Source organism: Enterococcus olivae (genome assembly GCF_053760925.1).
The window spans coordinates 24,694-47,574 of the sequence record NZ_JBSMVT010000007.1 but is presented as its reverse complement, the minus strand read 5'-3'; the positions used below and the strand labels follow the sequence as shown (position 1 = coordinate 47,574).

General features: G+C 43.7%; 16 protein-coding genes. 6 read left to right on the top strand and 10 right to left on the bottom strand.

Annotated elements, in window-relative coordinates:
- Positions 1-8 precede the first annotated feature (8 nt).
- From ACWODM_RS06570 to ACWODM_RS06545, 6 genes are all read right to left on the bottom strand, one after another.
- A complete protein-coding gene (locus ACWODM_RS06570; RefSeq protein ID WP_455320576.1) occupies positions 9-1,670 on the bottom strand; it encodes a glycoside hydrolase family 13 protein in 1,662 nt (553 codons plus the stop codon).
- Positions 1,671-1,692: 22 nt separating this feature from the next.
- Positions 1,693-2,520 (bottom strand): PTS system mannose/fructose/sorbose family transporter subunit IID, encoded by an 828-nt coding sequence (locus tag ACWODM_RS06565; protein ID WP_455320575.1) that lies wholly within the window; start codon positions 2,518-2,520, stop codon positions 1,693-1,695.
- Positions 2,521-2,538: 18 nt separating this feature from the next.
- Positions 2,539-3,363 carry a PTS mannose/fructose/sorbose/N-acetylgalactosamine transporter subunit IIC gene (locus tag ACWODM_RS06560; RefSeq protein ID WP_455320574.1) on the bottom strand — a complete coding sequence of 275 codons (825 nt, stop codon included), beginning with the start codon at positions 3,361-3,363 and terminating at the stop codon, positions 2,539-2,541.
- Positions 3,364-3,376: 13 nt separating this feature from the next.
- The gene (locus ACWODM_RS06555; RefSeq protein ID WP_455320573.1) at positions 3,377-4,330 is read right to left on the bottom strand and encodes a PTS mannose/fructose/sorbose transporter subunit IIAB; all 954 of its coding nucleotides are present in this window, start codon (positions 4,328-4,330) and stop codon (positions 3,377-3,379) included.
- A gap of 149 nt (positions 4,331-4,479) precedes the next feature.
- Positions 4,480-5,469: a LacI family DNA-binding transcriptional regulator gene (locus tag ACWODM_RS06550; protein ID WP_455320572.1), complete on the bottom strand. Its 990-nt coding sequence runs from the start codon at positions 5,467-5,469 to the stop codon at positions 4,480-4,482.
- Between the two features lie 237 nt (positions 5,470-5,706).
- Positions 5,707-7,761: a methyl-accepting chemotaxis protein gene (locus ACWODM_RS06545; RefSeq protein WP_455320571.1), complete on the bottom strand. Its 2,055-nt coding sequence runs from the start codon at positions 7,759-7,761 to the stop codon at positions 5,707-5,709.
- 158 nt (positions 7,762-7,919) lie between these two features.
- Between ACWODM_RS06545 and ACWODM_RS06540 the strand changes: the two genes are divergently transcribed.
- Together ACWODM_RS06540 and ACWODM_RS06535 are read left to right on the top strand one after the other, a co-directional pair.
- Positions 7,920-8,810 (top strand): helix-turn-helix domain-containing protein, encoded by an 891-nt coding sequence (locus ACWODM_RS06540; RefSeq protein WP_455320570.1) that lies wholly within the window; start codon positions 7,920-7,922, stop codon positions 8,808-8,810.
- Between the two features lie 84 nt (positions 8,811-8,894).
- A complete protein-coding gene (locus ACWODM_RS06535) occupies positions 8,895-9,416 on the top strand; it encodes a hypothetical protein (protein ID WP_455320569.1) in 522 nt (173 codons plus the stop codon).
- A 310-nt stretch (positions 9,417-9,726) separates the two neighbouring features.
- Here the strand turns inward: ACWODM_RS06535 and rpoC are convergent, their stop codons facing one another.
- Together rpoC and rpoB are read right to left on the bottom strand one after the other, a co-directional pair.
- Complete coding sequence (gene rpoC / locus ACWODM_RS06530) at positions 9,727-13,377, bottom strand: DNA-directed RNA polymerase subunit beta' (protein WP_455320568.1); 3,651 nt, start codon at positions 13,375-13,377, stop codon at positions 9,727-9,729.
- A gap of 112 nt (positions 13,378-13,489) precedes the next feature.
- Entirely contained in the window at positions 13,490-17,104 is a 3,615-nt protein-coding gene (rpoB, locus tag ACWODM_RS06525) for a DNA-directed RNA polymerase subunit beta (RefSeq protein ID WP_455320567.1), read from the bottom strand.
- Positions 17,105-17,244: 140 nt separating this feature from the next.
- Between rpoB and ACWODM_RS06520 the strand changes: the two genes are divergently transcribed.
- From ACWODM_RS06520 to ACWODM_RS06505, 4 genes are all read left to right on the top strand, one after another.
- Positions 17,245-17,643, top strand: a complete 399-nt coding sequence (locus ACWODM_RS06520; protein ID WP_455320566.1) for a hypothetical protein — start codon at positions 17,245-17,247, stop codon at positions 17,641-17,643.
- A gap of 459 nt (positions 17,644-18,102) precedes the next feature.
- Positions 18,103-19,422 (top strand): DUF1576 domain-containing protein, encoded by a 1,320-nt coding sequence (locus ACWODM_RS06515; protein WP_455320565.1) that lies wholly within the window; start codon positions 18,103-18,105, stop codon positions 19,420-19,422.
- Positions 19,400-19,747: a hypothetical protein gene (locus tag ACWODM_RS06510; RefSeq protein ID WP_455320564.1), complete on the top strand. Its 348-nt coding sequence runs from the start codon at positions 19,400-19,402 to the stop codon at positions 19,745-19,747. The genes ACWODM_RS06515 and ACWODM_RS06510 overlap by 23 nt, the downstream gene beginning before the upstream one ends.
- 36 nt (positions 19,748-19,783) lie before the next feature.
- Positions 19,784-20,740 (top strand): biotin--[acetyl-CoA-carboxylase] ligase, encoded by a 957-nt coding sequence (locus ACWODM_RS06505; RefSeq protein ID WP_455320563.1) that lies wholly within the window; start codon positions 19,784-19,786, stop codon positions 20,738-20,740.
- 44 nt (positions 20,741-20,784) lie between these two features.
- On the opposite strand, the gene menA is transcribed toward ACWODM_RS06505, so the two are convergent.
- A complete protein-coding gene (menA, locus tag ACWODM_RS06500; protein ID WP_455320562.1) occupies positions 20,785-21,729 on the bottom strand; it encodes a 1,4-dihydroxy-2-naphthoate polyprenyltransferase in 945 nt (314 codons plus the stop codon).
- A gap of 18 nt (positions 21,730-21,747) precedes the next feature.
- The gene (locus ACWODM_RS06495) at positions 21,748-22,863 is read right to left on the bottom strand and encodes an FAD:protein FMN transferase (protein ID WP_455320561.1); all 1,116 of its coding nucleotides are present in this window, start codon (positions 22,861-22,863) and stop codon (positions 21,748-21,750) included.
- Positions 22,864-22,881: the final 18 nt, after the last annotated feature.

Here is a 22,881-nt window from a genome sequence, read left to right as displayed (position 1 = left end):
CTCTATTTTTATTCAGTCACTTCGACAATAAAACTTTCGTACGGACGTAATGCACCCATCACAGATTCTCTAGGCTGGTTTTGGATCATAAAGCGATACGCTTTGTCCCCAAAAATTTCGTCTACTTCTTGTGTTTCTTCAGACAAATTGGCAAGCACGATCCAGGTTTGATCCGCTGTTTGACGCTTGTAGGCAAAGACAGCTGGATGTTCTGGCAGAAGCAACTCATAAGTACCTTCTTTTAAAATCGTTTCTTTGTGACGTAAAGCGATCAATTGTTGATAGTAACGGAAAATCGAATGCTCTGAAGCCAAATCTGCCTCTACGTTGATCTCTTTGTGGTTTGGATTGACCTTGAACCACGGTGTCGCCGTTGAGAAGCCGGCATTTTCTTGGTCATTCCAATGCATTGGTGTCCGAGCATTGTCACGACTCACTTTATGAACAGCCTGTAAGAAAGCTTCCTTCGTCAAGGTTTGTTGATTCAAGACAAAGTGCTCGTAATTGCCGCGCAACTCGATATCCACGTATTCTTCCAATTCAAATTTCGGATTGGTCATCCCGATTTCTTCTCCTTGAAAAATATACGGTGTTCCCTGCATTCCATGCAAGATCGTTGCAAAAGCCGTTGCGGATTCGTAACGATACTCTTCATCATTTCCCCAGCGAGAAATGATACGAGCACGGTCATGGTTCTCAAAATACAAAGCATTCCAACCACGATCTCTTAAATTGACCTGCCAGTCGCTCATGATTCGTTTCAAAGCAACGATGTCTGGATTCTGCAAGGCCCAACGACCGTTGATATCGCCCTTCTTGCGGTCGATATGCATGTGTTCAAAGGTAAAGACCATGTCCAACTCTTCCCGCTTCGGATCAACCAACAGATGTGCATCTGCTGCTTTAGCTGCCGGTGCTTCACCGACACTCATCATGTCTAACGGTGTCAACGCACGCTGATTCATCTCGTGGATAAATTCATGCATCCGAGGACCGTTTTGCTGATTCGAAGTCGTCAATGGACGTTCGTTATCTGGAAAATCTAAATCTTTGGAAATCGACGTGATGACATCCATGCGCCAGCCATCTATTCCTTTTTCTTTCCAGTAATGCATCATTTCATAGATCGTTTCGCGAACCTTAGGATTTTCCCAGTTCAGATCCGGTTGTTCCTTCGCATAATAGTGTAGATAATACTGCTGACGAGATTCGTCCCAAGTCCAAGCTGAACCGCCGAAGCTTGATCCCCAATTGTTAGGTTCTTTACCGTCAGGACCTGCATCCTTCCACATGTAAAAATCACTGTATGGATTGTCCTTTGATTTCCGGCTTTCTTGGAACCAAATATACTGATCCGACGTATGGTTCGCCACGAAATCCATAATGATCTTGATGTCTAACGCATGCGCTGCTGCAATCAAATCATCCATGTCTTCATTAGTCCCAAACATTGGATCGATCTGATAGTAATCAGCGATATCATAACCGTTGTCAATTTGTGGAGAAAGATAGACTGGACTAAGCCAGATCGCATCGATGCCTAGCTCTTTCAAGTAAGGCAGCTTTTCTTCAACCCCTTTCAAATCACCGATTCCGTCGTTGTTCGTGTCGTTAAAGCTTTTTGGATACACTTGGTAAATAACCGCATTTTTCCACCATGCACTACGCATTTTTCGTCTCCTTTCGTTCTTCTTAGGCAATTCCTAAGAGAGATAACACAATTCCTAAAATAATAATGCCAAAAATCAAATAATTGATCGATATATTTTTCTTTTTCATCAAGTAAAAGCTAAACAAAGTAATCAGCAGTGGGATCAAGCCGACAAAGATCTGATCCAGCATTTCCTGCGTATTCATAACCACTTCGTCACCCATGACCATGTTCCATTTGATTTCCAGATTGACCATCTGACTCGTCATCGCTCCAACCATCGCCAAACCAACAATGCTGGCCGCTTTGGTCAAAATGTTGATCAAGCCGTTCTCATACAAACTTGAGATGTAAGAAGAACCTAGTGAGTAGCCTAGCTGACCACCTTTCCAGCGTAAAATCTGAACAGGTACATTGAACAATAGTAAGAAAATGATTGGTGCTAAGACATTACCTGCCTGAGCCAGACCAACCGCGATCCCTGCAGAAATCGTACGCAAGACACCCCAGAAAACAGAGTCCCCGATCCCAGCTAAAGGACCCATTAAACTTGTTTTGATCGCATTGATTGATTCTGAATTGAAATCTTCTTTCTCGCTGTTTTCTTTTTCCATTGAGGCAACGATCCCTAAAACAAAAGGATACATCGCAATATTTGTATTGAAATAAGACATTTGACGAACCATTGCTTCTTTCTTGCCTTGTTCGTCTCCTTTATAAAAAGTATCCACAAAAGGCTGTAAGGCATAGGACACCCCTGAGGCTCCTTGTTTTGAAGGAGTTACCGCAGAATAAAGCGTAAAGGAACGCCAGTATAGTTGTTTCAATAATTTCTTTTCATTGGTTGTTTCAGTTGATTGCTTCGCCATGGTTTTCGTTCCTCCCGTTTATTTGAAAAATTCGTCTAATTCTTGATCTGCTTTATTTTTAGACATTGTCGCTACACCTTTTGGTACACTTGTCAGCTGTTGTTTGATCTGTTTCAAATCAAGATCACGACTCGCGCTGACAACCGCAATGATCACTGCCAAGACTGCCACTGCAATCAGTGGTGTTTGGAAATAAGCGATCAAGACAAAACCAAGGAAGTAATACACTGCTACTTTATCATCCCACAAGATTTTCAACAACATCGCCATCCCAACAGCAGGCAATAGATTTCCGGCAATACTCAATCCATGAACGATCACCTCTGGAATCTGTTCCAGTACACGTTGTGTCGCATTGGAACCAAATAAGATCGCAAAAAATGGAATCAATGAATAAATAAACCATTGCAACGCCCACAAACCAAAGTGTAGCTTCGCGATCCCTTTGCTGTTGCCTTCTTGCGCCATATTGTCGAATTTCACTGCAAAAGGTCCAACGACCCCAACGTACAACAAAGTTTTAACTTGCAGACCGATGATTCCCAGCGGTACAGCGATCGGGATCGCTACTTCTACCCCTGCGTTCATATTGATCGCAAAAGCCGTTGCTAAGGCAGTGGCCAAACCTGGTTCTGCAGAGCTGGCACCACCGATATTTACCACACCCATAAAGATGGTTTCCAAAGCGGCACCCACCAGTAAACCAGTTTGAATATCACCCAGCAATAAGCCAAGTAACGGACCGATCACGATTGGACGGCCAAGCATAGTAAATCCTAAAAGTTCTTGTCCTCCGACTGTCAGGAAGACAACGACAGCTACAATAATTGCTTCTAATAACATCCTTTTCTCTCCTCTACTTTACAAATGATGACGCTAATTCTTTTTTATCTGCTGGTACATTTTGCAAGGCCGCTTCTGGATAGATCTCTACCAGCTTGCCTAGACTTTGCATTTCTTCTGGTGTCAGCATCACGAACTGTGTCAAGGTTTGTTTGTCCCCTTCCACAGCTTTACCGACATTCCCAATGTTCAAATAACTCATATTTGGTACTTTTTTGGCTAAACGTAACGCATCGCCAACCGTACGAACAAGAACTAGCATCCGTCTCGTTTTGGCACGAGGCTCTTTTAAGATCTCCGCCACATCATCGATTGAACGGATCAGTACGTTGATGCCAGACGGTACTGCCATTTTCAAGGCCATTTGCTGTGTTTCATTTTCTGCTGCCTGATCGTTAGCGACTAAAATCCCCTGCAGATTCAATTCACGAGACCAAACCATTGCGATCTGACCATGAATCAAGCGCTCATCCACACGTAAAGTCGTCGGGATGATCCCATCCAAAACTGGTGCTTCGACTTTTTCTTCAGCAACTTCTTCCGCAACAACTTCAGTTTCTGCTACAGCTGGTGTAGCTTCAGCTACATTTGCCACTAACTGCATCGCATCTTTCCCATTTTCCAACAAAGCTTGAATATTTTCTCTCGTATACACATCGGCACCATAAATAATTTCAATGATCACTGGCAAATTAAAGCCTGCAACAATAAAGACGTTCTCTTTGTCCTGAGCTGCAAGAGTCATTTTTTGATTGACACTGCCTCCAAACATATCCGTGAAGATCACTGCTTGATCCTCGTCTTTTAAATTGTCAAAAAATGTGGCGATTTGCTCTTCGATCTCAGGTGCATCCTCCACGTACGCAGACATATAGGTAACATCTAAATCTTTTCCAGCAAATAATTCCAGCGTACTTTGAATACCTTCAGCCATTTTTGCATGTGAAGCGATCGCAAACTTCTTCATAATGTTCCTCCTTCAAAAATTTTGGAACGTTCCAAATCCAATGAATGAAAAACCTTCCAAATAAATACTTAACGCTTACATTTGGAACGTTCCAAATTTATAGTTTCACTATACAATAAAAAAACCTTTTTATCAAAGGTTTTTTTGAATTAGTTTCTTGTAGTTTTGCCCTTGATATAATACACCGGCAGATAGACCGTGGCACTCGGGCGTTTTTTCTTTTGCTTCAACAATTTCTTCAGCGAAACGATACACTGCTCCACGATCAAAGGAATCGGCTGACGAATCGAAGAGATGAAACGCTGCTGCTCTGGGTACATTTTGCCCCCATCAAAACCAATGATCTGGATCGCTTGAGGAATCTGATAGCCCAGCTCCTCCAGAGTAGTTAGAGAAAAATCCGCATACTGATCGGCAACCGCAAAAATACCGTCGTAGGCAAAACCTTTTTGATGTTCGGCAGTCAGAAACGCTGCCAACTCAGGGTAAAATTTGTCCTCATGATGCGTAGAGGCAAAAATCGTATAAGACACACCTTGCTTCTGACAATAGTCAATAAAGCCCTGCGCACGTTTGCCATAGTTGATCGCCGTCTTTTCCGTACTTCTAGTAATCAGCAACAACTGACGAGAACCTTTTTCAATCAGCTTCGCCGCAGCCAATGCCCCCCCTTCATAATTTTCCGGAGAAACACAAGGCGTCGTATCGGACAACTTTTTCTCGATGGAAACGATCGGCAAGTCGGTCGTCAGATAAGGGGCCAGATCACTATAGGAGATCGTGATGATTCCTGCGACCTTTTGCTCCTTCCCCATTTGAATATATTCCAGTTCTTCTTTGATCTCGTTATTTGAATTGCACAGCAGCATTTTAAAATTCTCTTTGCGCAAGGCTTGCTGCATCTCATGAGTCAACTCCGCAAAGAAAGGCGTCAGTGTCGACGGAATGATGAATACCACTAAGTTGGAGCGATTCATTTTCAATTCCCTAGCCGTCACATTTGGCACATAATTTAGCTCGTCGATCGCTGCCTGAATCTTCTTTTGCGAGTCTTCCTTAACCTTGACACCATTGATATAGTTCGATACCGTCCCCCTTGAGACTCCTGCAAGCTGCGCTACATCATTCATTGTCGGCATCGTTTTTCTCCCCCTACTTCCACTTCTTTTATCTATCATACAATAAGTCCTGTTTGCTTTCTAGAGGGAAAGGAAAACTGCTGTGCGTTGGATCAAAAACGTCTGCTAGTGACCTAACATCGAGCCTTTCTGATATTTTCTATTAGTTGGAAAGAATATTAGTCGAAAGAAACAATTGAAGAGCTAGAAAAAACATAGAGCATCGATTTCGAAAACCAATGCCCTACGTTTTTACATTTACTCTTTAATGATCGTCAAAGCGGCCATCATTCGTTTCAATTCATCTGCAATTCCTTGCAAGTCACCGACGTGTCCGACAAATTCTTCCATCGTCGCCAGAACTTCTTCGGCGTTGGCAGAAACTTCTTCGGTTCCGGCAGCATTTTCTTCGGTAGAAGCCGAAATACTTTCTAGATTCCCTAGGACATTGCCTTGAATGTTCACGATGCGATCGGTCGAGCCTTCGATACTTTGGATATTGTCGAACATCGCTGTCGTACGTTCGAAGACATCCTGTGCTGAAGTGATCGCCTGATTGATCAGATGGGTTTGATTTTCGCCGCCTTCCAAAGAACGTGACGTTTGTTCAACCATTTGTTTCGATTGGTTTTGAATCGTCCCAATGATCGTCTCGATCTCTTTGGTCGAGTTTTTGCTTTGTTCTGCTAATTGACGAATCTCAGAAGCAACGACGGCAAAACCTTTGCCTGATTCGCCGGCACGAGCCGCTTCGATCGAAGCATTTAATGCCAACAGATTGGTTTGATAAGAAATATCGTTGATCACATTGATGATCTGAGTGATTGCCTGAATGCTTTGATTCATGCCATCCATTCCGTTGACCAACTGCGACATTTGTTCCATTTCTTTTTGCCAGCTAGCGTTGACGGCATTCATCACTTCCATACTTTGCTGATTACTTGAGTTGGCATCCTGTGACTGCGTATCCAATGCCAATACGCTAGAAGTCAGCTGCTGGATCACTTCTGACAGTTGTTGCATCTGAGTCACGCTGTGTTCAGTTTCTTGTGCTTGCGTTCCAGTGACTTCTGCTACACCAGTGATCGTATCAGTGACTTCGCTAGTTGCTGAAGTCGTCTGTTGTGCTAATTCCAATAAAGCATCTGCCATATCAGCCACTCGTTCACTGTGTTGCTGAGAATTGTTCGTCAAGACTTCGACACCATCAACCATGTCATTGTAACTCGCTGCCAAACGATGGATCTCATTACCATTGGCATCTGGGCGCAAGAGATTTCTAGCTCTCTGAGAAAGGTTAGTGATTGATGTCTTTGGTTGTTTCTCAGAGATCTTGCGATAGATTCCCTGCTTCATTTCGCCAAATAGATTGACCAAGACCATCAGGATTTCTTGGATCACGTTTTTGATGATAAAAGCAAACACAGTGACAATCAGAAGCATAATGATCGAATCGATGATCGAAGAGATCAGTAATGCTCGAATCTCTGGTGTATATTCTCCAGTATGGATCGTCGAGAAAGCCCAGATAAGGTCGTCTCCTCTATGCCCTTTGTTAAAATAGAAGCTCTCGACACCTTCTGGCAGATCGTCTCTTAAATATAAGCCCGGCTCGGTAGTGTTCTTTACAACTTGGAACAAAGGACTTTCGCTACCACCGTCTGCTCCGATACGTTCGGGATCGGTATCTGCCACGATGATTCCTTCACTCGTGATCAGTGAGATATGTCCCGTACGTCCGATATCCAGACTTTCCAGCATTTTTGTTAAATTTCCATAAGAAACATCAACACTAAGTACGCCCCAATCGCCTTGATCGTTGTAGATTTGCTTAGAGATCGTGTTGACAAAGTGACCAGTCACTAAATCTTGGTAAGGAACAGACCAAACACCTTGTCCATTCCCTGAAACCGCATCTTGGAACCAAGGACGATCACTCGGACGATAATCATCCGGCAAATCATTGGTCGCTATAAACTGATCGTCAAAAGTAGCAAAGGTGATTGCTGTGATATCTGTGTCTCCACCCATTGATGTTCTTAGAACTGGACGAATTTTTGTTAAATCAAATGCTCCCTGAAAGACAGCTTCTTCCGCTAAATGATTCAAACGAGACTCCGTATTATTTAAAAGACCTTCCGTTTCAGTCATTACTGCTTCAGTCCCACTAATTTGACTCTCTAAATTTCTTTCTCTCAATAAATTGGTCGTCGTCATAAAAGAACTCGCCAACATGACAGCGATTGGTAATAAAGCTACGATGAATAAGACCAAAATGATGATACCGCTGATACTTTTTTGTTTTTTCTTCACTTTCAAACCTCTTCTCCCAAAATTCACTTTCAATGATACTCTTTTCTTTATCGGTCATTTTCGTAAATAGTTAAATCAAGTAAGCCTTTTCGAAAAAAATAAAACTAGAATTCTCCTTCTAGTTCGAGAATCGTTGGTTTCTCTGAACTTTTTGTGTTATGCTTGGATTTAACCCCTCGATCTGGATCATGTTCAACATTCTCCAAGTACTGGATGATCACACGGAGTATATTTCCAGCGAGCAATTAGTTGAGCTGTTGAAAGATCCCACGATCAGTCAGGTAAAGAAATTATTGTGTGAATTAAAAACGTATATAGAGGAATGCTATCCTGAACAAGAAGTCAGCTTGATCATCAGTAAGCGCAACGGTGTCAAATTACAGAGAGACTCTGACAATAATCTCCAAAAATTATTCAACTATATCGTTTCTAAGAATCTGGCTTACAGTGTCTATCGGACCTTGCTTTTTGAACGATCTGTTTCGACTTCAGAATTTTGTGAAACGCAGTTTGTCAGTCTATCTACCCTTCAAAGAAAAATCAAGGAGATCAATACTTCTTTAGATGAGTATGGACTACATATCACCTTGTCACAGCAATTGAATCTACAAGGCAAAGAATCGACCATTCGTTGTTTTTCTTTCATTCTGCTTTACATGATGCATCAAGCCAATAGATTTCAGAAATCTATTGGCTTGATGCATTGGATGACTACTTGGATTTGGCTAAAAAAGTCAATCAAAATCTCTCTGAACTTTTTACCCTTTCAAGAAGAAATTTTAGGTATCCATCTGTTTATCACGAATTCAGCAGTCCAAACGGGGCACAATCTCGATTTTTCAGAGGAAAGTTTCCCTTACTTTGATGCGATTCATTTTCCGAAAAAACCAGAATTCTTAAGCGAATGGCAAGATGAGGACTGGCAATTCTTATTATTGATGGCGCATAACTCTAATTTAACCAACTATGAGATTCCTTTAGATTTTTCTGGGATAGAATTTACGGAATTGAAGCAAGATTTCAACACTTGGATCAGGCTTTTTTTTTAATACTTTATTCCGGTAGACCCAACAAAAATTGCTTTTTTATATGATTATTTTTTTAAATTATATCTAGGAAGCTTTTACTTTACTGTGGATGACCGCTTATTGTTTTCTTTTCCGGGCATTCATTTTACTCAGGATAATGAAACACACCCTTATTACTTGGCTCAATTCAAAAAATTCTGGGAGGAATTTTCTCATAATAGTGGTACCTGGATCAAAGGACATTTTGATATGCATAGTTTGTTGCTATATTCGTATCTTCTGCCAGAAACAAACTTTTTACCCGAGATCAAGTTATACTTATATACAGATCTTTCTCCGCTGTTATTTGAGCATACCAAAAATTCTATCAATAATTATTTTTTAGGTAAATATACGATTCACTTCGTTTCAGATTTGAAAGAGAGTGACTTGATTGTTGGAACCGTGCATTATCCTGAAATAGATTTCCAAGAAAATCAAACATTGATCCTGATTCAAATCCCACTCACGCAGAATGATTATGAACATCTGGACGAAGCCATCAATCATCTTTTGCTTAAAGATATGGGCCGATCGACTACGAGCAGGACTTGCGTTGTCGCCGTGTGTAGAATTCAATGTGAATGAGGCACAGTTGCCAATTTTATTGGTTACTGTGCCTCTGAAGCTTGAAAGCCGTGAGACTACAGGCTCACGGCGGTTCCACGGCTCGACCTAAGCAAGACCTTCTCGCAGTGCAGCGGCAGACTCAACTGAGATTAGACTTACATGAATAACACGAAAGCCAATCCTATTGCGAATAGGGTTGGCTTTTTTACGCTCTTTCTTAGGCTGTAAGAACTCGGGAATGACTCTAACTAACTAATTCCCAAAAAAAAACGAACACGTTTCTGTCATCAAAGACAGAGAAACGTGTTCGTTTTGTACTGCTAATGAATTAGCTTAATTCATTCATTGCATCTTCCGCAGCCATTTGTGCTTCGATGTCTGAAATGCTGTAGACATTTTCGCTGGCAACAGTGACTTCTTTTGGCTCCATGTTGCGGTAACGAGGCATACCAGTACCAGCTGGGATGATTTTACCGATGATAACATTTTCTTTCAAGCCTAGAAGTGGATCTTTCTTCCCGCGGATCGCAGCATCAGTCAACACACGTGTTGTTTCCTGGAAGGACGCAGCAGACAAGAAGCTGTTGGTTTCCAGAGATGCTTTGGTAATACCTAGCAAGACCGGACGAGAAGTCGCAGGGACACGTCCTGAAACGATTGCTTGGTAGTTGCGGTCTTTAAAGTCAGCGATATCCAACAGTGTTCCTGGTAGGATATCTGTTTCACCTGGATCCATGACGCGGACTTTGCGTAGCATTTGACGAACCATTACTTCAATATGCTTGTCGCCGATCTCTACCCCTTGCATACGGTAGACACGTTGTACTTCACGTAGTAAGTAGTTCTCTACTGACAGTACGTCACGAACTTGCAATAGATGTTTTGGATCGATCGAACCTTCTGTCAATGGTTCACCACGGTGGATCATATCGCCTTCAGCGACTTTCATCCGTGCAGTGTACGGCACTGTATAGGTTCTTGTATCAGTTTCACCTTTGATGGTTACTTCTTTCGTACGTGTAGCGGCATCTTCAGAAATGTCAACCACGTCACCTGTTACTTCAGTGATGACTGCTTGCCCTTTCGGATTACGCGCTTCAAAGATTTCTTGGACACGAGGGAGACCTTGAGTGATATCATCTCCGGCAACCCCACCGGTATGGAAGGTACGCATGGTCAACTGAGTACCAGGTTCACCGATCGATTGCGCAGCGATCGTACCTACGGCTTCGCCGACTTCTACTTCATTACCAGTCGCCAAGTTGCGTCCGTAACAATGCTTACATACACCATGTTTGGTGTTACATGTGAAGACTGAACGGATCGAAACTGTTTCGATACCAGCTTCCACGATTTGTTTCGCAAGATCTTCTGTGATCAATTGATTCGATTCCAGAAGGATCTCGTTGGTTTCTGGATGAGAAATTGATTTACGTGTATAACGTCCAACCAAGCGTTCTTCCAGTGATTCGATGACTTCGTTTCCTTCGCGGATCGCTGAGATATCCAAGCCACGGTCTGTGCCACAATCGTCTTCACGAATGATTACGTCTTGGGCAACATCTACTAGACGACGAGTCAGATAACCTGAATCGGCTGTCTTCAAGGCTGTATCAGTCATTCCTTTACGAGCCCCGTGAGTAGAGATAAACATTTCCAAGACAGTCAGACCTTCACGGAAGTTCGAGATGATCGGCAATTCCATGATTTTCCCACTTGGAGCGGCCATCAATCCACGCATACCCGCAAGCTGCGTAAAGTTGGAGATGTTACCACGGGCTCCAGAGTCAGACATCATGAAGATTGGGTTTTTCGCATCTAGAGACTCCATCAGTTTCAACTGAATCGAATCTTTAGCTGCATTCCAAACGCCAATAACACGTTCATAACGTTCATCGTCTGTGATCAAACCACGACGGAATTGTTTCGTGATCGACTCTACCTGTTTATGGGCTTCGTCAATAATATCGTGTTTTTCTTCCAGCACCATGATATCAGCGATACCTACAGTGATCCCTGCATGAGTGGAATGTTTGTAACCTAAGTCTTTCATACGGTCCAACATGCGTGATGTTTCGGTCACGCGGAAACGTTTGAAGACTTCGGCGATGATGTTCCCTAGATTTTTCTTCTTGAATGGGCCAATCAATTCTTGTTCTTTGATAAATGCTGGGACGTCTGTTCCGGCTTCTATAAAGTACTTGTCAGGTGTTTGGACTGTCAAGTTAAAGTCTGTTGGTTCATTCAAATAAGGGAATTCCGGCGGCATGATCGAGTTAAAGATGATCTTACCGACAGTCGTTACCATCAAGCGTTGTTTTTGTGCTTCAGTGAATGGTTTTTCACCCAAGGTTGTTGGGTTCACAGCAACACGAGAGTGCAAATGGACATAGCCATTGCGCCATGCAGTGACTGCTTCATCCATGTCACGGAAGATCATGCCTTCACCTTCACGTCCATCTTCTTCCATTGTTAGGTAGTAGTTACCCAAAACCATATCCTGTGATGGTGTAACAACTGGTTTACCGTCTTTTGGATTCAAGATGTTTTGTGCAGCTAGCATCAGCATACGTGCTTCAGCTTGCGCTTCTTCGTTCAATGGTACATGGACCGCCATTTGGTCCCCATCGAAATCGGCATTGTAGGCTTCACAAACAAGTGGATGCAGACGGATCGCACGTCCTTCGACCAAAACAGGTTCAAAGGCTTGGATACCCAATCTGTGCAAAGTAGGTGCCCGGTTCAATAGAACTGGATGCTCTTTGATCACATCTTCTAGTACGTCCCAAACTTCGTCTTCTCCACGTTCGATTTTGCGTTTTGCATTTTTGATATTTGAAGCGATCTCGCGTTGAACAAGCTCGCGCATGACAAATGGTTTGAACAATTCGATGGCCATTTCTTTTGGAAGACCACATTGGTACATCTTCAAGAAAGGTCCAACAACGATAACCGAACGACCTGAATAGTCGACACGTTTACCTAGCAAGTTTTGACGGAAACGACCTTGTTTCCCTTTCAGCATATGAGAAAGAGATTTCAACGGACGGTTCCCTGGTCCAGTTACTGGACGACCGCGACGACCGTTATCGATCAGCGCATCCACTGCTTCTTGCAGCATGCGTTTTTCATTTTGCACGATGATGTTCGGTGCGTTCAAGTCTAACAAACGTTTTAGGCGGTTGTTACGGTTGATCACACGACGATACAAGTCATTCAAATCAGAAGTGGCAAAACGACCACCTTCTAATTGGACCATCGGACGTAGATCCGGTGGGATAACTGGCACAACATCCATAACCATCCAGCTTGGTTTGTTTCCAGAGGCACGGAAGGCTTCCAAAATATCCAAGCGGCGGATCGCACGCGTACGTTTTTGACCAGAAGCTGTTTTCAAGTCTTCTTTCAGCTCGGCTACTTCGCTGTCTAAATCTACAGAATCAAGCAGTTGTTTGATGGCTTCAGCACCCATCGCTGCATTGAATTCTTGACCGTATTGATCACGTTTTTCACGATACTCACGTTCGGTCAATAGTTGTTTTTTCTCTAAGCTTGTATTTCCTGAATCGATCACAACATAAGAAGCAAAGTAAATGATCTCTTCCAACGCACGTGGACTCATGTCTAGGACAAGACCCATACGTGACGGAATACCTTTGAAATACCAAATATGAGAAACTGGCGCAGCTAATTCAATGTGACCCATACGTTCACGACGAACTTTTGAACGAGTTACTTCGACACCACAACGGTCACAAACGATTCCTTTGTAACGGATACGTTTGTATTTACCACACGCACATTCCCAGTCTTTGGTAGGACCGAAAATACGCTCGTCGAATAACCCTTCGCGCTCAGGTTTTAAAGTACGATAGTTGATTGTCTCAGGTTTTTTTACTTCACCGTAAGACCAGCTTCTGATTTTTTCGGGAGAAGCCAAACCTATTTGCATACTTTCAAATTTATTTACATCGATCAAAAGGGGTTCCCTCCATTTCATTTCATGGCTACAAACAGACGAACAAGTCCCTCATGAGACAGCCCTCGTTCGAAGGCTTTCAAACGAGGCTAACTCTGTGAGGTGTTGCTGTCTAATCTAATGGAGCGTCTACTGGTTTGTTTTCTTCATCAGCAGGTTTTACTTCCACTCCGCTTTGTGCGTTTTTATCGGCTTCGCGGGCATTTTGCTGCTCGGCAAATTTTGTCAACGCATCGACTGTGATCAAATCATCGTCATCGTCGTCCATGTCACGAAGTTCGATTTCTTGTTCTTCAATATCTAGGACACGCATATCCAGACCTAGTGATTGCAATTCTTTGACCAGTACGCGGAAGGATTCCGGTACGCCTGGTTTTGGAATTGGTTCACCTTTAACGATCGCTTCATATGTTCTCACACGTCCCACGACGTCATCTGATTTATAGGTCAAGATTTCTTGTAAGGTATACGCTGCACCATAGGCTTCCAGCGCCCAAACTTCCATCTCTCCGAAACGTTGTCCACCAAATTGAGCTTTACCACCAAGAGGTTGTTGTGTAACCAATGAGTAAGGTCCAATTGAACGAGCATGTAGCTTGTCATCGACCATATGGGCAAGTTTGATCATATACATGACCCCAACCGAGATACGTCCGTCAAATGGTTCACCTGTACGTCCGTCATAAAGAACAGTTTTCGCATCGCTGGCCATGCCGGCTTCACGAACAGTGTCCCAAACGTCCTCATCTGATGCACCATCGAATACTGGTGTTGCTACGTGGATACCTAGCTGACGAGCTGCCATCCCTAAGTGCAATTCCAATACTTGTCCGATGTTCATACGTGATGGTACCCCTAATGGGTTCAACATGATATCGACTGGTGTACCGTCTGGTAAGAAAGGCATGTCTTCTTCCGGCATAATGCGGGAAACGACCCCTTTGTTTCCGTGACGTCCAGCCATTTTATCTCCTTCGTGAATCTTACGTTTTTGAACGATATACACACGAACGAGCATGTTCACGCCTGGAGACAATTCATCGCCTGCTTCACGAGTAAAGATTTTCACGTCATGGACGATTCCGCCGCCACCGTGAGGCACACGTAGTGATGTATCACGGACTTCACGAGCTTTTTCACCAAAGATCGCATGCAATAGACGTTCTTCTGCAGAAAGTTCCGTAACCCCTTTAGGAGTGACTTTCCCTACTAATAGATCGCCATCTTGAACTTCGGCACCAATGCGGATGATCCCCATTTCGTCTAGATCTTTCAATGCGTCTTCCCCTACGTTCGGGATTTCGCGAGTGATTTCTTCAGGTCCTAATTTTGTATCACGAGCTTCTGATTCGTATTCTTCGATATGAACAGAAGTGTAGACATCATCTTTAACTAGACGACGACTCATGATCACGGCATCCTCGTAGTTGTACCCTTCCCAAGTCATGAAGGCAACCAAGACATTTTGACCTAATGCCATTTCGCCGCTTTCCATTGATGGTCCATCGGCTAAGATATCGCCAGCATCCACTTTTTCACCTAATGAAACTAATGGACGTTGGTTGTAGCTTGTTCCTGAGTTTGAACGACGGAATTTGGTTACGTGATAAACATCCAATGCACCGTTGTCGCGACGAACGCGGACTTCAGACGCATCGACGTATTCAACGATCCCGTCATGTTTACATAGCAAGGCTGCTCCCGAGTCATGGGCAGATTTGTATTCCATCCCAGTTCCGACCCAAGGGGCTTGTGGATTGATCAAAGGTACTGCCTGACGCTGCATGTTGGCACCCATCAAGGCACGGTTGGAGTCATCATTTTCCAAGAAAGGAATACATGCTGTCGCGACCGCAACTACCTGTTTCGGTGAAACGTCCATGTAGTCGACTTTATCGATCGATACTTCCAGGTTTTCACTGGTTGCACGAGCCATAACGACATCATTGACGAAGTTTCCATCTTCATCCAGCAAGCTGTTTGCCTGAGCAACGACGTAATGGTCCTCGATATCAGCTGTCAGGTAATCGATTTGATCGGTTACTCTGCCTGATTCGCGGTCTACGCGTCGATAAGGTGTTTCGATAAATCCGTATTTGTTGACTTTCGCATAAGAAGCCATACTGTTGATCAAACCGATGTTTGGTCCTTCAGGTGTCTCGATCGGACACATACGGCCATAGTGAGAATAGTGAACGTCTCGGACTTCATAGCCGGCACGGTCACGCGTCAAACCACCAGGTCCTAAGGCTGATAGACGACGTTTGTGGGTCAACTCACCTAGTGGGTTCGTTTGATCCATGAACTGTGATAGCTGAGAAGAACCAAAGAATTCTTTGATACTTGCCACTACTGGACGAATATTGATCAATTGTTGTGGTGTCAGTGTTTCTGTGTCTTGAATAGACATACGTTCACGTACCACACGCTCCATACGAGCTAGACCAATACGGAATTGGTTTTGCAATAGTTCACCGACTGAACGGATACGACGATTCCCCAAGTGGTCGATATCATCGACGTTGCCGATTTCTTCCATCAAGTTGAAGAAATAACTCATTGATGCAACGATATCTGCTGGACGTACCGTACGTACATTTGATTCAGGATAGCCGTTACCGATCACAGTTACTTCACGTTCCGGATCTTTCGGAGAAAAGACTTTGATGACTTGCACGGTCATTGGATCTGTGACTACGCCGTCTTCTGATGGGTAGTAAGTCACGGAGTTTAGTCCATTGACTAAGTGCTCGCCTAATGCGCCTTCTAAGACTTGGTGAGTCAACACGGTACCTTTTTCAATGATGATTTCGCCTGTTTCAGGGTCAACCAAGGTTTCGGCTAGTGTTAGGTTCAACAAGCGTGTTCTAAGATCTAATTTTTTGTTTACTTTGTAACGTCCAACGGCTGCTAGGTCGTAGCGGCGTGGGTCAAAGAAACGTGCATTCAACAAGTTACGTGAGCTGTCTGCTGTTTTTGGCTCTCCTGGACGAAGACGCTCGTAAATATCTTTCAAGCCTTCTTCGGTACGAGAGTCGCTTGCGTTTTTGTGCAAGTCTTTTTCGATCGTGTTACGTAGTGATTCACTTTCACCAAAAATCTCAAAAATCGTATCGTCTGAACCAAAACCTAAGGCACGAACCAATACTGTCAATGGGATCTTACGCGTACGGTCGATACGTACGTAAGAAATGTCTTTGGCATCTGTTTCCATTTCTAACCATGCGCCACGGTTAGGGATCACAGTTGAACCAAAGCCTTCTTTTCCGTTTTTGTCTACTTTACCGTGGAAATACACACCCGGTGAACGGACTAATTGGGAAACGATGACACGTTCTGCCCCGTTGATAATGAATGTTCCTTGTTCAGTCATCAATGGGAAATCGCCAAAGAAGACTTCTTGGGCTTTGATCTCCCCTGTTTCACGGTTCGTTAAACGCAGCGTTACATGTAGTGGTGCAGAATAGTTCGCATCGTGTGCGCGGGCTTCTTCTACTGTATATTTCGGTGCTTTCAACTCATAATCTACAAATTCCAAGGACAGGTTTCCATTAAAGTCATCAATTGGCAAGATGTCTTCAAACATTTCTCTTAGTCCTTCATCTAAGAACCACTGATAAGAATCTGTTTGAATCTCAATCAAATTCGGTAATTCCAATACTTCACTGATACGTGCGAAACTTCTGCGTTCGCGGTGCTTTCCGTATTTTACTACGTGTCCAGCCAAGCTCTTCACCCCTCTAAAAAGTCTTTCAAAATACTGATCTGATAATTACATTTTCGTAACAAATGTTAAATTCTTGTTACAACGAACATTTTTTGCGGCATTTAGGCAAAAAAAAACCAAAAATAGAAGTGCTTCTTTTTTTGAAGTATCTACTTTTGTTTCCCTATTACGAAGCCGGAACGGACAATATTTCGCTCCTGCTCATTGCTGTTCAGATAGTTTTTGCAACTACTTATTATACACAGAACTTTATTTCTTGTCAAGAGCAAGTCTTGCTTTTGATTCTTATCGAAAAACAATGTGTTTGTATGCGGGAATGTGGGAAACTGGCAGACTGGCTGTCCGGAAAATCTCCCTCATTGTGCAAGATCACTTTGAGCCTCTTCCAGAGTCTCGCAGCTTTCGGCGTTCAAAGCCAACGTAAGCAGCAAAAGTACATTGCTGCAACGCTGGCTAATTCATCCTCATCTCTGGTGCACGATGAGGGGCGTTCCTACCAGACATTCTTCCAGTTTCCGACGTTTTTTGTCACTACATAGATTGACTATCGCAGTGCCTCTACTTGACATGTAGAAAGAATATATAGAAGTTTTTGTAAAAATCGACCCCGAGTCAACTTTTGAAAGTTGTCTGTGACGCCTTAGTCATACCGTCTCATTTGATATTCTTTGCTCTTCTAATTTATTCGATATTTGCAAGAAACTGGAAGGAATAGCCGTAGGAAATTTCTCGTCGTGCCTTAAAGGAGCTTGGATGAATTACTCTGAGTTAGTGGGTCACCACTTACTCAGAGTTTGAACGCCAGCAGCCAAGAGACTTTGTAAAAGGCTCCCGGCGGTCCGGCACCACGAGAAAAATTTCCGAAGGGTATTCCTGAAAGTCACCCCTCAAAAGCTTTTGGACAAAAAATATCCAAGTAAACTGAAATTATATTGACTTCCACGTAGCAAAACCTATATTGTTAAAGTAGACAACTAACTATAGAAGGAAGTGACTGCTTGGAAAAGAAATCGATTAGTTTACATACCGGCAACAAACAGCCGCAATTACGCTCACAGGTTCTCAAATATCGCCTGTTGATCATTTATAGTCTTCTACTGATCCTGATCGGTGTCCTCAGCGAGACACCTGCAGAACTGTGGTCAGGGACGCTCCGTATCTTGACCTCTCCGAGTAATCTCATGACTGATTATTTTGCCGTTGGGAATTTTGGGAGCGCCTTTTTAAACAGTGGACTTTTGACGCTTTCTAGCATCCTACTCGTCTACTCACGAGGCATGACTGTCAGCGGACCGCTGATCGCTGCTTTTTTTACGGTCTCTGGCTTTTCTTTCTTTGGGAAAAATCTTTTTAATTCTGTACCGATTATTTTAGGCGTGCTTTTGTATGCAAGATTCGTTAAGAGACCGCCTTCTCAATACTTGCTGGTGGCCTTATTCGGTAGCGCCGGTTCTCCGATCATCAGCTACCTGACCTTTGGCACAGGCCTACCATTGCCTGTGAGTCTGACACTGGGCTATGCAGTCGGGATTCTCGTCGGCTTCATGCTGCCTTCACTGTCTTCTCACTTTCTGCAGTTCCATCAAGGATTTTCGCTTTATAATGTAGGCTTTACTGCTGGGATCGTCGGCATGATCGTAACCAGTGTCTATCGTTTGTTTGGTGGAGAAATAGCGGTCGTTTCGATTGTATCGACAGACTACCATCTCCTTTCAGCGACATTGCTGATCGTCTTTTCACTGCTACTTTTCCTGCTAGGATTTTTGCTGAACGATAAGTCCTTCAAAGGGATGCAAGCAATCTTTCAGTCTTCAGGAACCTTGGTGACAGACTTCGTCGCGATCTCCGGAATCGGTGCGACCTTGATCAATATGGCCTTGATGAGCATCATTCTTTGGACCTTCGTCATTTTGATGGGTGGAGAGTTTTCAGGACCGATCGTCGGCGGGATCCTGACAGTCGTCGGCTTCTCTGCGTTCGGGAATCACTGGAAAAATAGTCTACCTATCCTGATCGGTGTCGTTCTGGCTTCCAAGTTTTCTCCTGAGCTTTCAAACAATACCTTTACTGTCCTGCTGTCGGCGATCTTCGGTACGAGTCTGGCTCCTGTCAGCGGATATTACGGTCCTGTAGTTGGGATTTTCGCAGGCTTTTTCCATATGACATTGGTCTCCAATGTGACCTATCTACACGGGGGATTAAATTTGTACAACAACGGATTTTCTTGTGGTTTTGTCGCCGCTTTTATGGTACCGTTGTTGGATAAACTATCACAAGTAAAAAAGGAGAAAAAGTATGCTGGAAAAAGAAAAGTCTAGACGAATCGTGGACGAATTACTCACTTATTTCTTTTCTCACGATATCGACCAGGTTTCCCTTGAATTAGCTTTTTCAGACGACGGTTTTCTGGCAAAGATCCAAGGAGACTGCGAGGAGATCCCCGATGATATCTATGATTTTTTAGAGATGCTCAACGTTCCCAGAGACATGAACTTGGAAAATTATTATGACGAACTACTGGGCGGTCATCAAAGTCTACACGAAGAAAAAGACTACAATCTTTTAGGGATGATGATCGACAGTGCCGATATCGTCTACGAAGACAATCAACTAAAGATGGATATTTTTAGAAAAAAGTATTAACAAGCTGACAAGCAGTGGGAAAGGAGATCCTTTTTGATGAACACCAAGCAAAAAGTCCTAGCTTTATTACGACAAGAGGGTTCTGTTTATTCTGGTGAAAAGCTGGCACAAGAAATCGGCGTTTCACGGACGGCAGTCTGGAAAGCGGTCCGCGAGCTGGAAAAAATGGGCTATCATATCGAACGCCATGCTAACGGGTATCAGTACCTAGCTTCGGATGTGTTGGAAGCCTCACAGATCGCCCAAACGAACTTGCTCGCTGACAACATTTATTTACTGGATGAGACTGAATCAACGATGAAGGATGCCAAGCTAGCAGCTATGGATCAACAAGTGACTCCCGCATTATTCGTAGCAGAAACACAGACAGGCGGTCACGGTCGCTTCGGACGACCCTTCTTTTCTCCTAAGGGTCAGATCTATATGAGTTTGCTGCTGAATCCCAATCAGTCTTTTGACGAATTGCCTCAATATACCCTGCTGGCAGCAGTCGCGGTGTCTTTGGCCATCGATGAAGTGACTGGCAAACAGACCGAGATCAAATGGGTCAACGATATCTATTTGGAAGGCAAAAAAATTTGTGGCATCTTGTCGGAAGCCATGAGTGATTTTGAAACCGGACAGATCAGTCATGTGGTTTTAGGGATGGGGCTCAATTTTTCGATTCCGCCTCAGACCTTCCCAGAAGAGCTACAAAAAAAAGCTGGTTCGCTGTTTCCTGATGGACAGCTGCCGGTCTCTCGTAATCAATTGATCCAACTAATCTGGCAAAACTTTTTTGATCTACTTGATGGTTTGCCGGATGCCAGCTATTTAAAAGTCTACCGGCAAAAATCCTTTGTTTTGGGCAGAGTCGTTAGCTTCACGCAACAGGGTGTAAACTACACCGGAAAAGCGATGGCCATCTCAGATCTAGGAGAGCTGCTCGTAGAAACATCAGAGGGAACCAAAGTCTTGTCCTCTGGAGAAATCAGTCTCCAATCAATCCATTGAAAAAGCCGTTGAACCTGGCATTCAGCGGCTTTTTACTCTTTTATTTAGAAGAACAAGCTCAGTAGCAGACCCAAAGCATAGCTACTGTTGAACAGCACCATGTTTTTGATCGCATAACCGAAACTTCTTGGATGGGGCAGACTTTCCTGATGCTCTTTTAAATTTTTATAGATTTTTGGCAGTGTCAAAAAGGTCACTAAGATCGGCCAGCGATACACACCCAAAATCCAACCGAGGAAAATCGCCAGATAACAGCCATACATCAGCCCTTGAAACAGCAAGACCCCTTGCTTACAACCGATATAATAAACCAGCGTGTAGCGATGGTTCTTGATATCTGTTTCCAGATCCCGTAGATTGTTGCCCAGCATGATATTGGCAATCGTGAAAATCAATGGTAGCGAAGCTAGAACAACAGCTAAGATTCCCCAAAGCTGTCCGTTCAATGCAAAGGTTCCTTCCTGAAAATCAATCGCCAAAAAGAAGACTTTTTGCTGCAAGGTATTTAAGTAGACGGTGATCGCAAAGATTCCTAACCCCATCGTGACACCACTGAAGATTTCTCCCAGTGGCATCCGTGACAAAGGAATCGGTCCAAAGGTATAAAAAATACCGATAAAACAAACGATCGCTCCCATAACTAGCAGCAACCAACCAGTCAACCAGCTCAACAGTAGTCCGATCAACAGGGTCAGTCCGATCATCAACAAAATCATGCGACGAACCAATGTTGGCGAAAGGTTCTCACGTCCAATCACGTTTTGCTGGTACTTGTATTCTTCTGATTTCGCCTTCTCAAAATCCATGTAATTGTTGATCGCCGTGGTTGCCATATCAAAAATCAGCATACCGGCAAAAAAGAGTAGGGTATAGCCCCAATGGCTCTCCTCAAAATACGTAAGAGAAAAGAGAACGCCCATAATAAAAGGGAAAAAGCTGGCGACCTTCGTCCGAATCTCGACCACTTCCAAAAAGTTTTTCAATGACATGTGCTTCCTCCTGCTTGTTTACTCTAATTCACTACGGTCACCCATCTCGTAACCGGAATTCTCGTCTAATACAAAGGTCTCTTGAATAGCTTCTGTGACATATACCCGACCTTCTTTGGTCACAAAGATCGCATCGGTTCCTTCAGGTGTTTCCTCTTCGATGTAAGCCAGCCCTTCTGTGACCCCTTTGTCAAAGATCACGGTGGTCAGACCATCGCCATCGATCGATTTGTCTGTGATGACGGTGACACTGGCGATGTCATTGTCATAAGGATAACCAGTCTTGGAATCAAAGATATGGTGATATCGCTCGCCATCGACTTCTAAAAAGCGCTCATAAATTCCTGAGGTCACGATCGTTTTATCGGATTCTTTGATTGATCCTAGAATCGTTCCACGGTTGTTGTTAGGGTCTTGAATTCCCACGTTCCAGTCTTCGTTCGTTCCTCGCCAGCTGTGACCCATCACAAAAATATTTCCGCCCAAGTCAATGATCGCGGAAGTCACACCCTGTTCTTCCAGAGCCTTGACGACTTCATCGGCGATGTAGCCTTTGGCGATCGCTCCCAGATCAATGATCATCTTTTCGTCTTCCAGATAAACACTTTGTTCGGCATCATTGAATTGGATTTTTCGATAATCAATGTGTTCCAACGCCTCATCGATCTCCGATTGTTCTGGCTTACGAGCATCGTCAAAACCGATCCGCCATAATTGCGTGATGGCACCGATCGCCATGTTGTAGCCACCATCAGACTCTTCGCTGTACTGATAGGCATGCTTCAGCAAATCGTAAATATCCTCAGAGACCTCCACGGATTCCACGCCAGCTTGTTCATTGATTTTGTCGATCTCGGAGCCTGCTTGGTTGATCGTGATCTTGTCTCCTAGTTCGGCAATTCGATCAAACGCCGGTTGTAGGGCATCCTCTTTTCCTTCATCGTACACTCGGAGCCGGATATAGGTCCCCAACAAGAAATCCTCTTGTGCGTAAGGGTCTTGGCGTAGACCAGCTGCTGCAGCTACCTCGGAGCTTTCTGTGTTTTCAGAGCCTTGATTTTCTTTATCACTGCAAGCAGCCAAACTGCCGATGATCGCAGCAGCTACCAAGAATAAGGCAAATTTTTTCTTCATGCTTTTCCTCTTTCTATT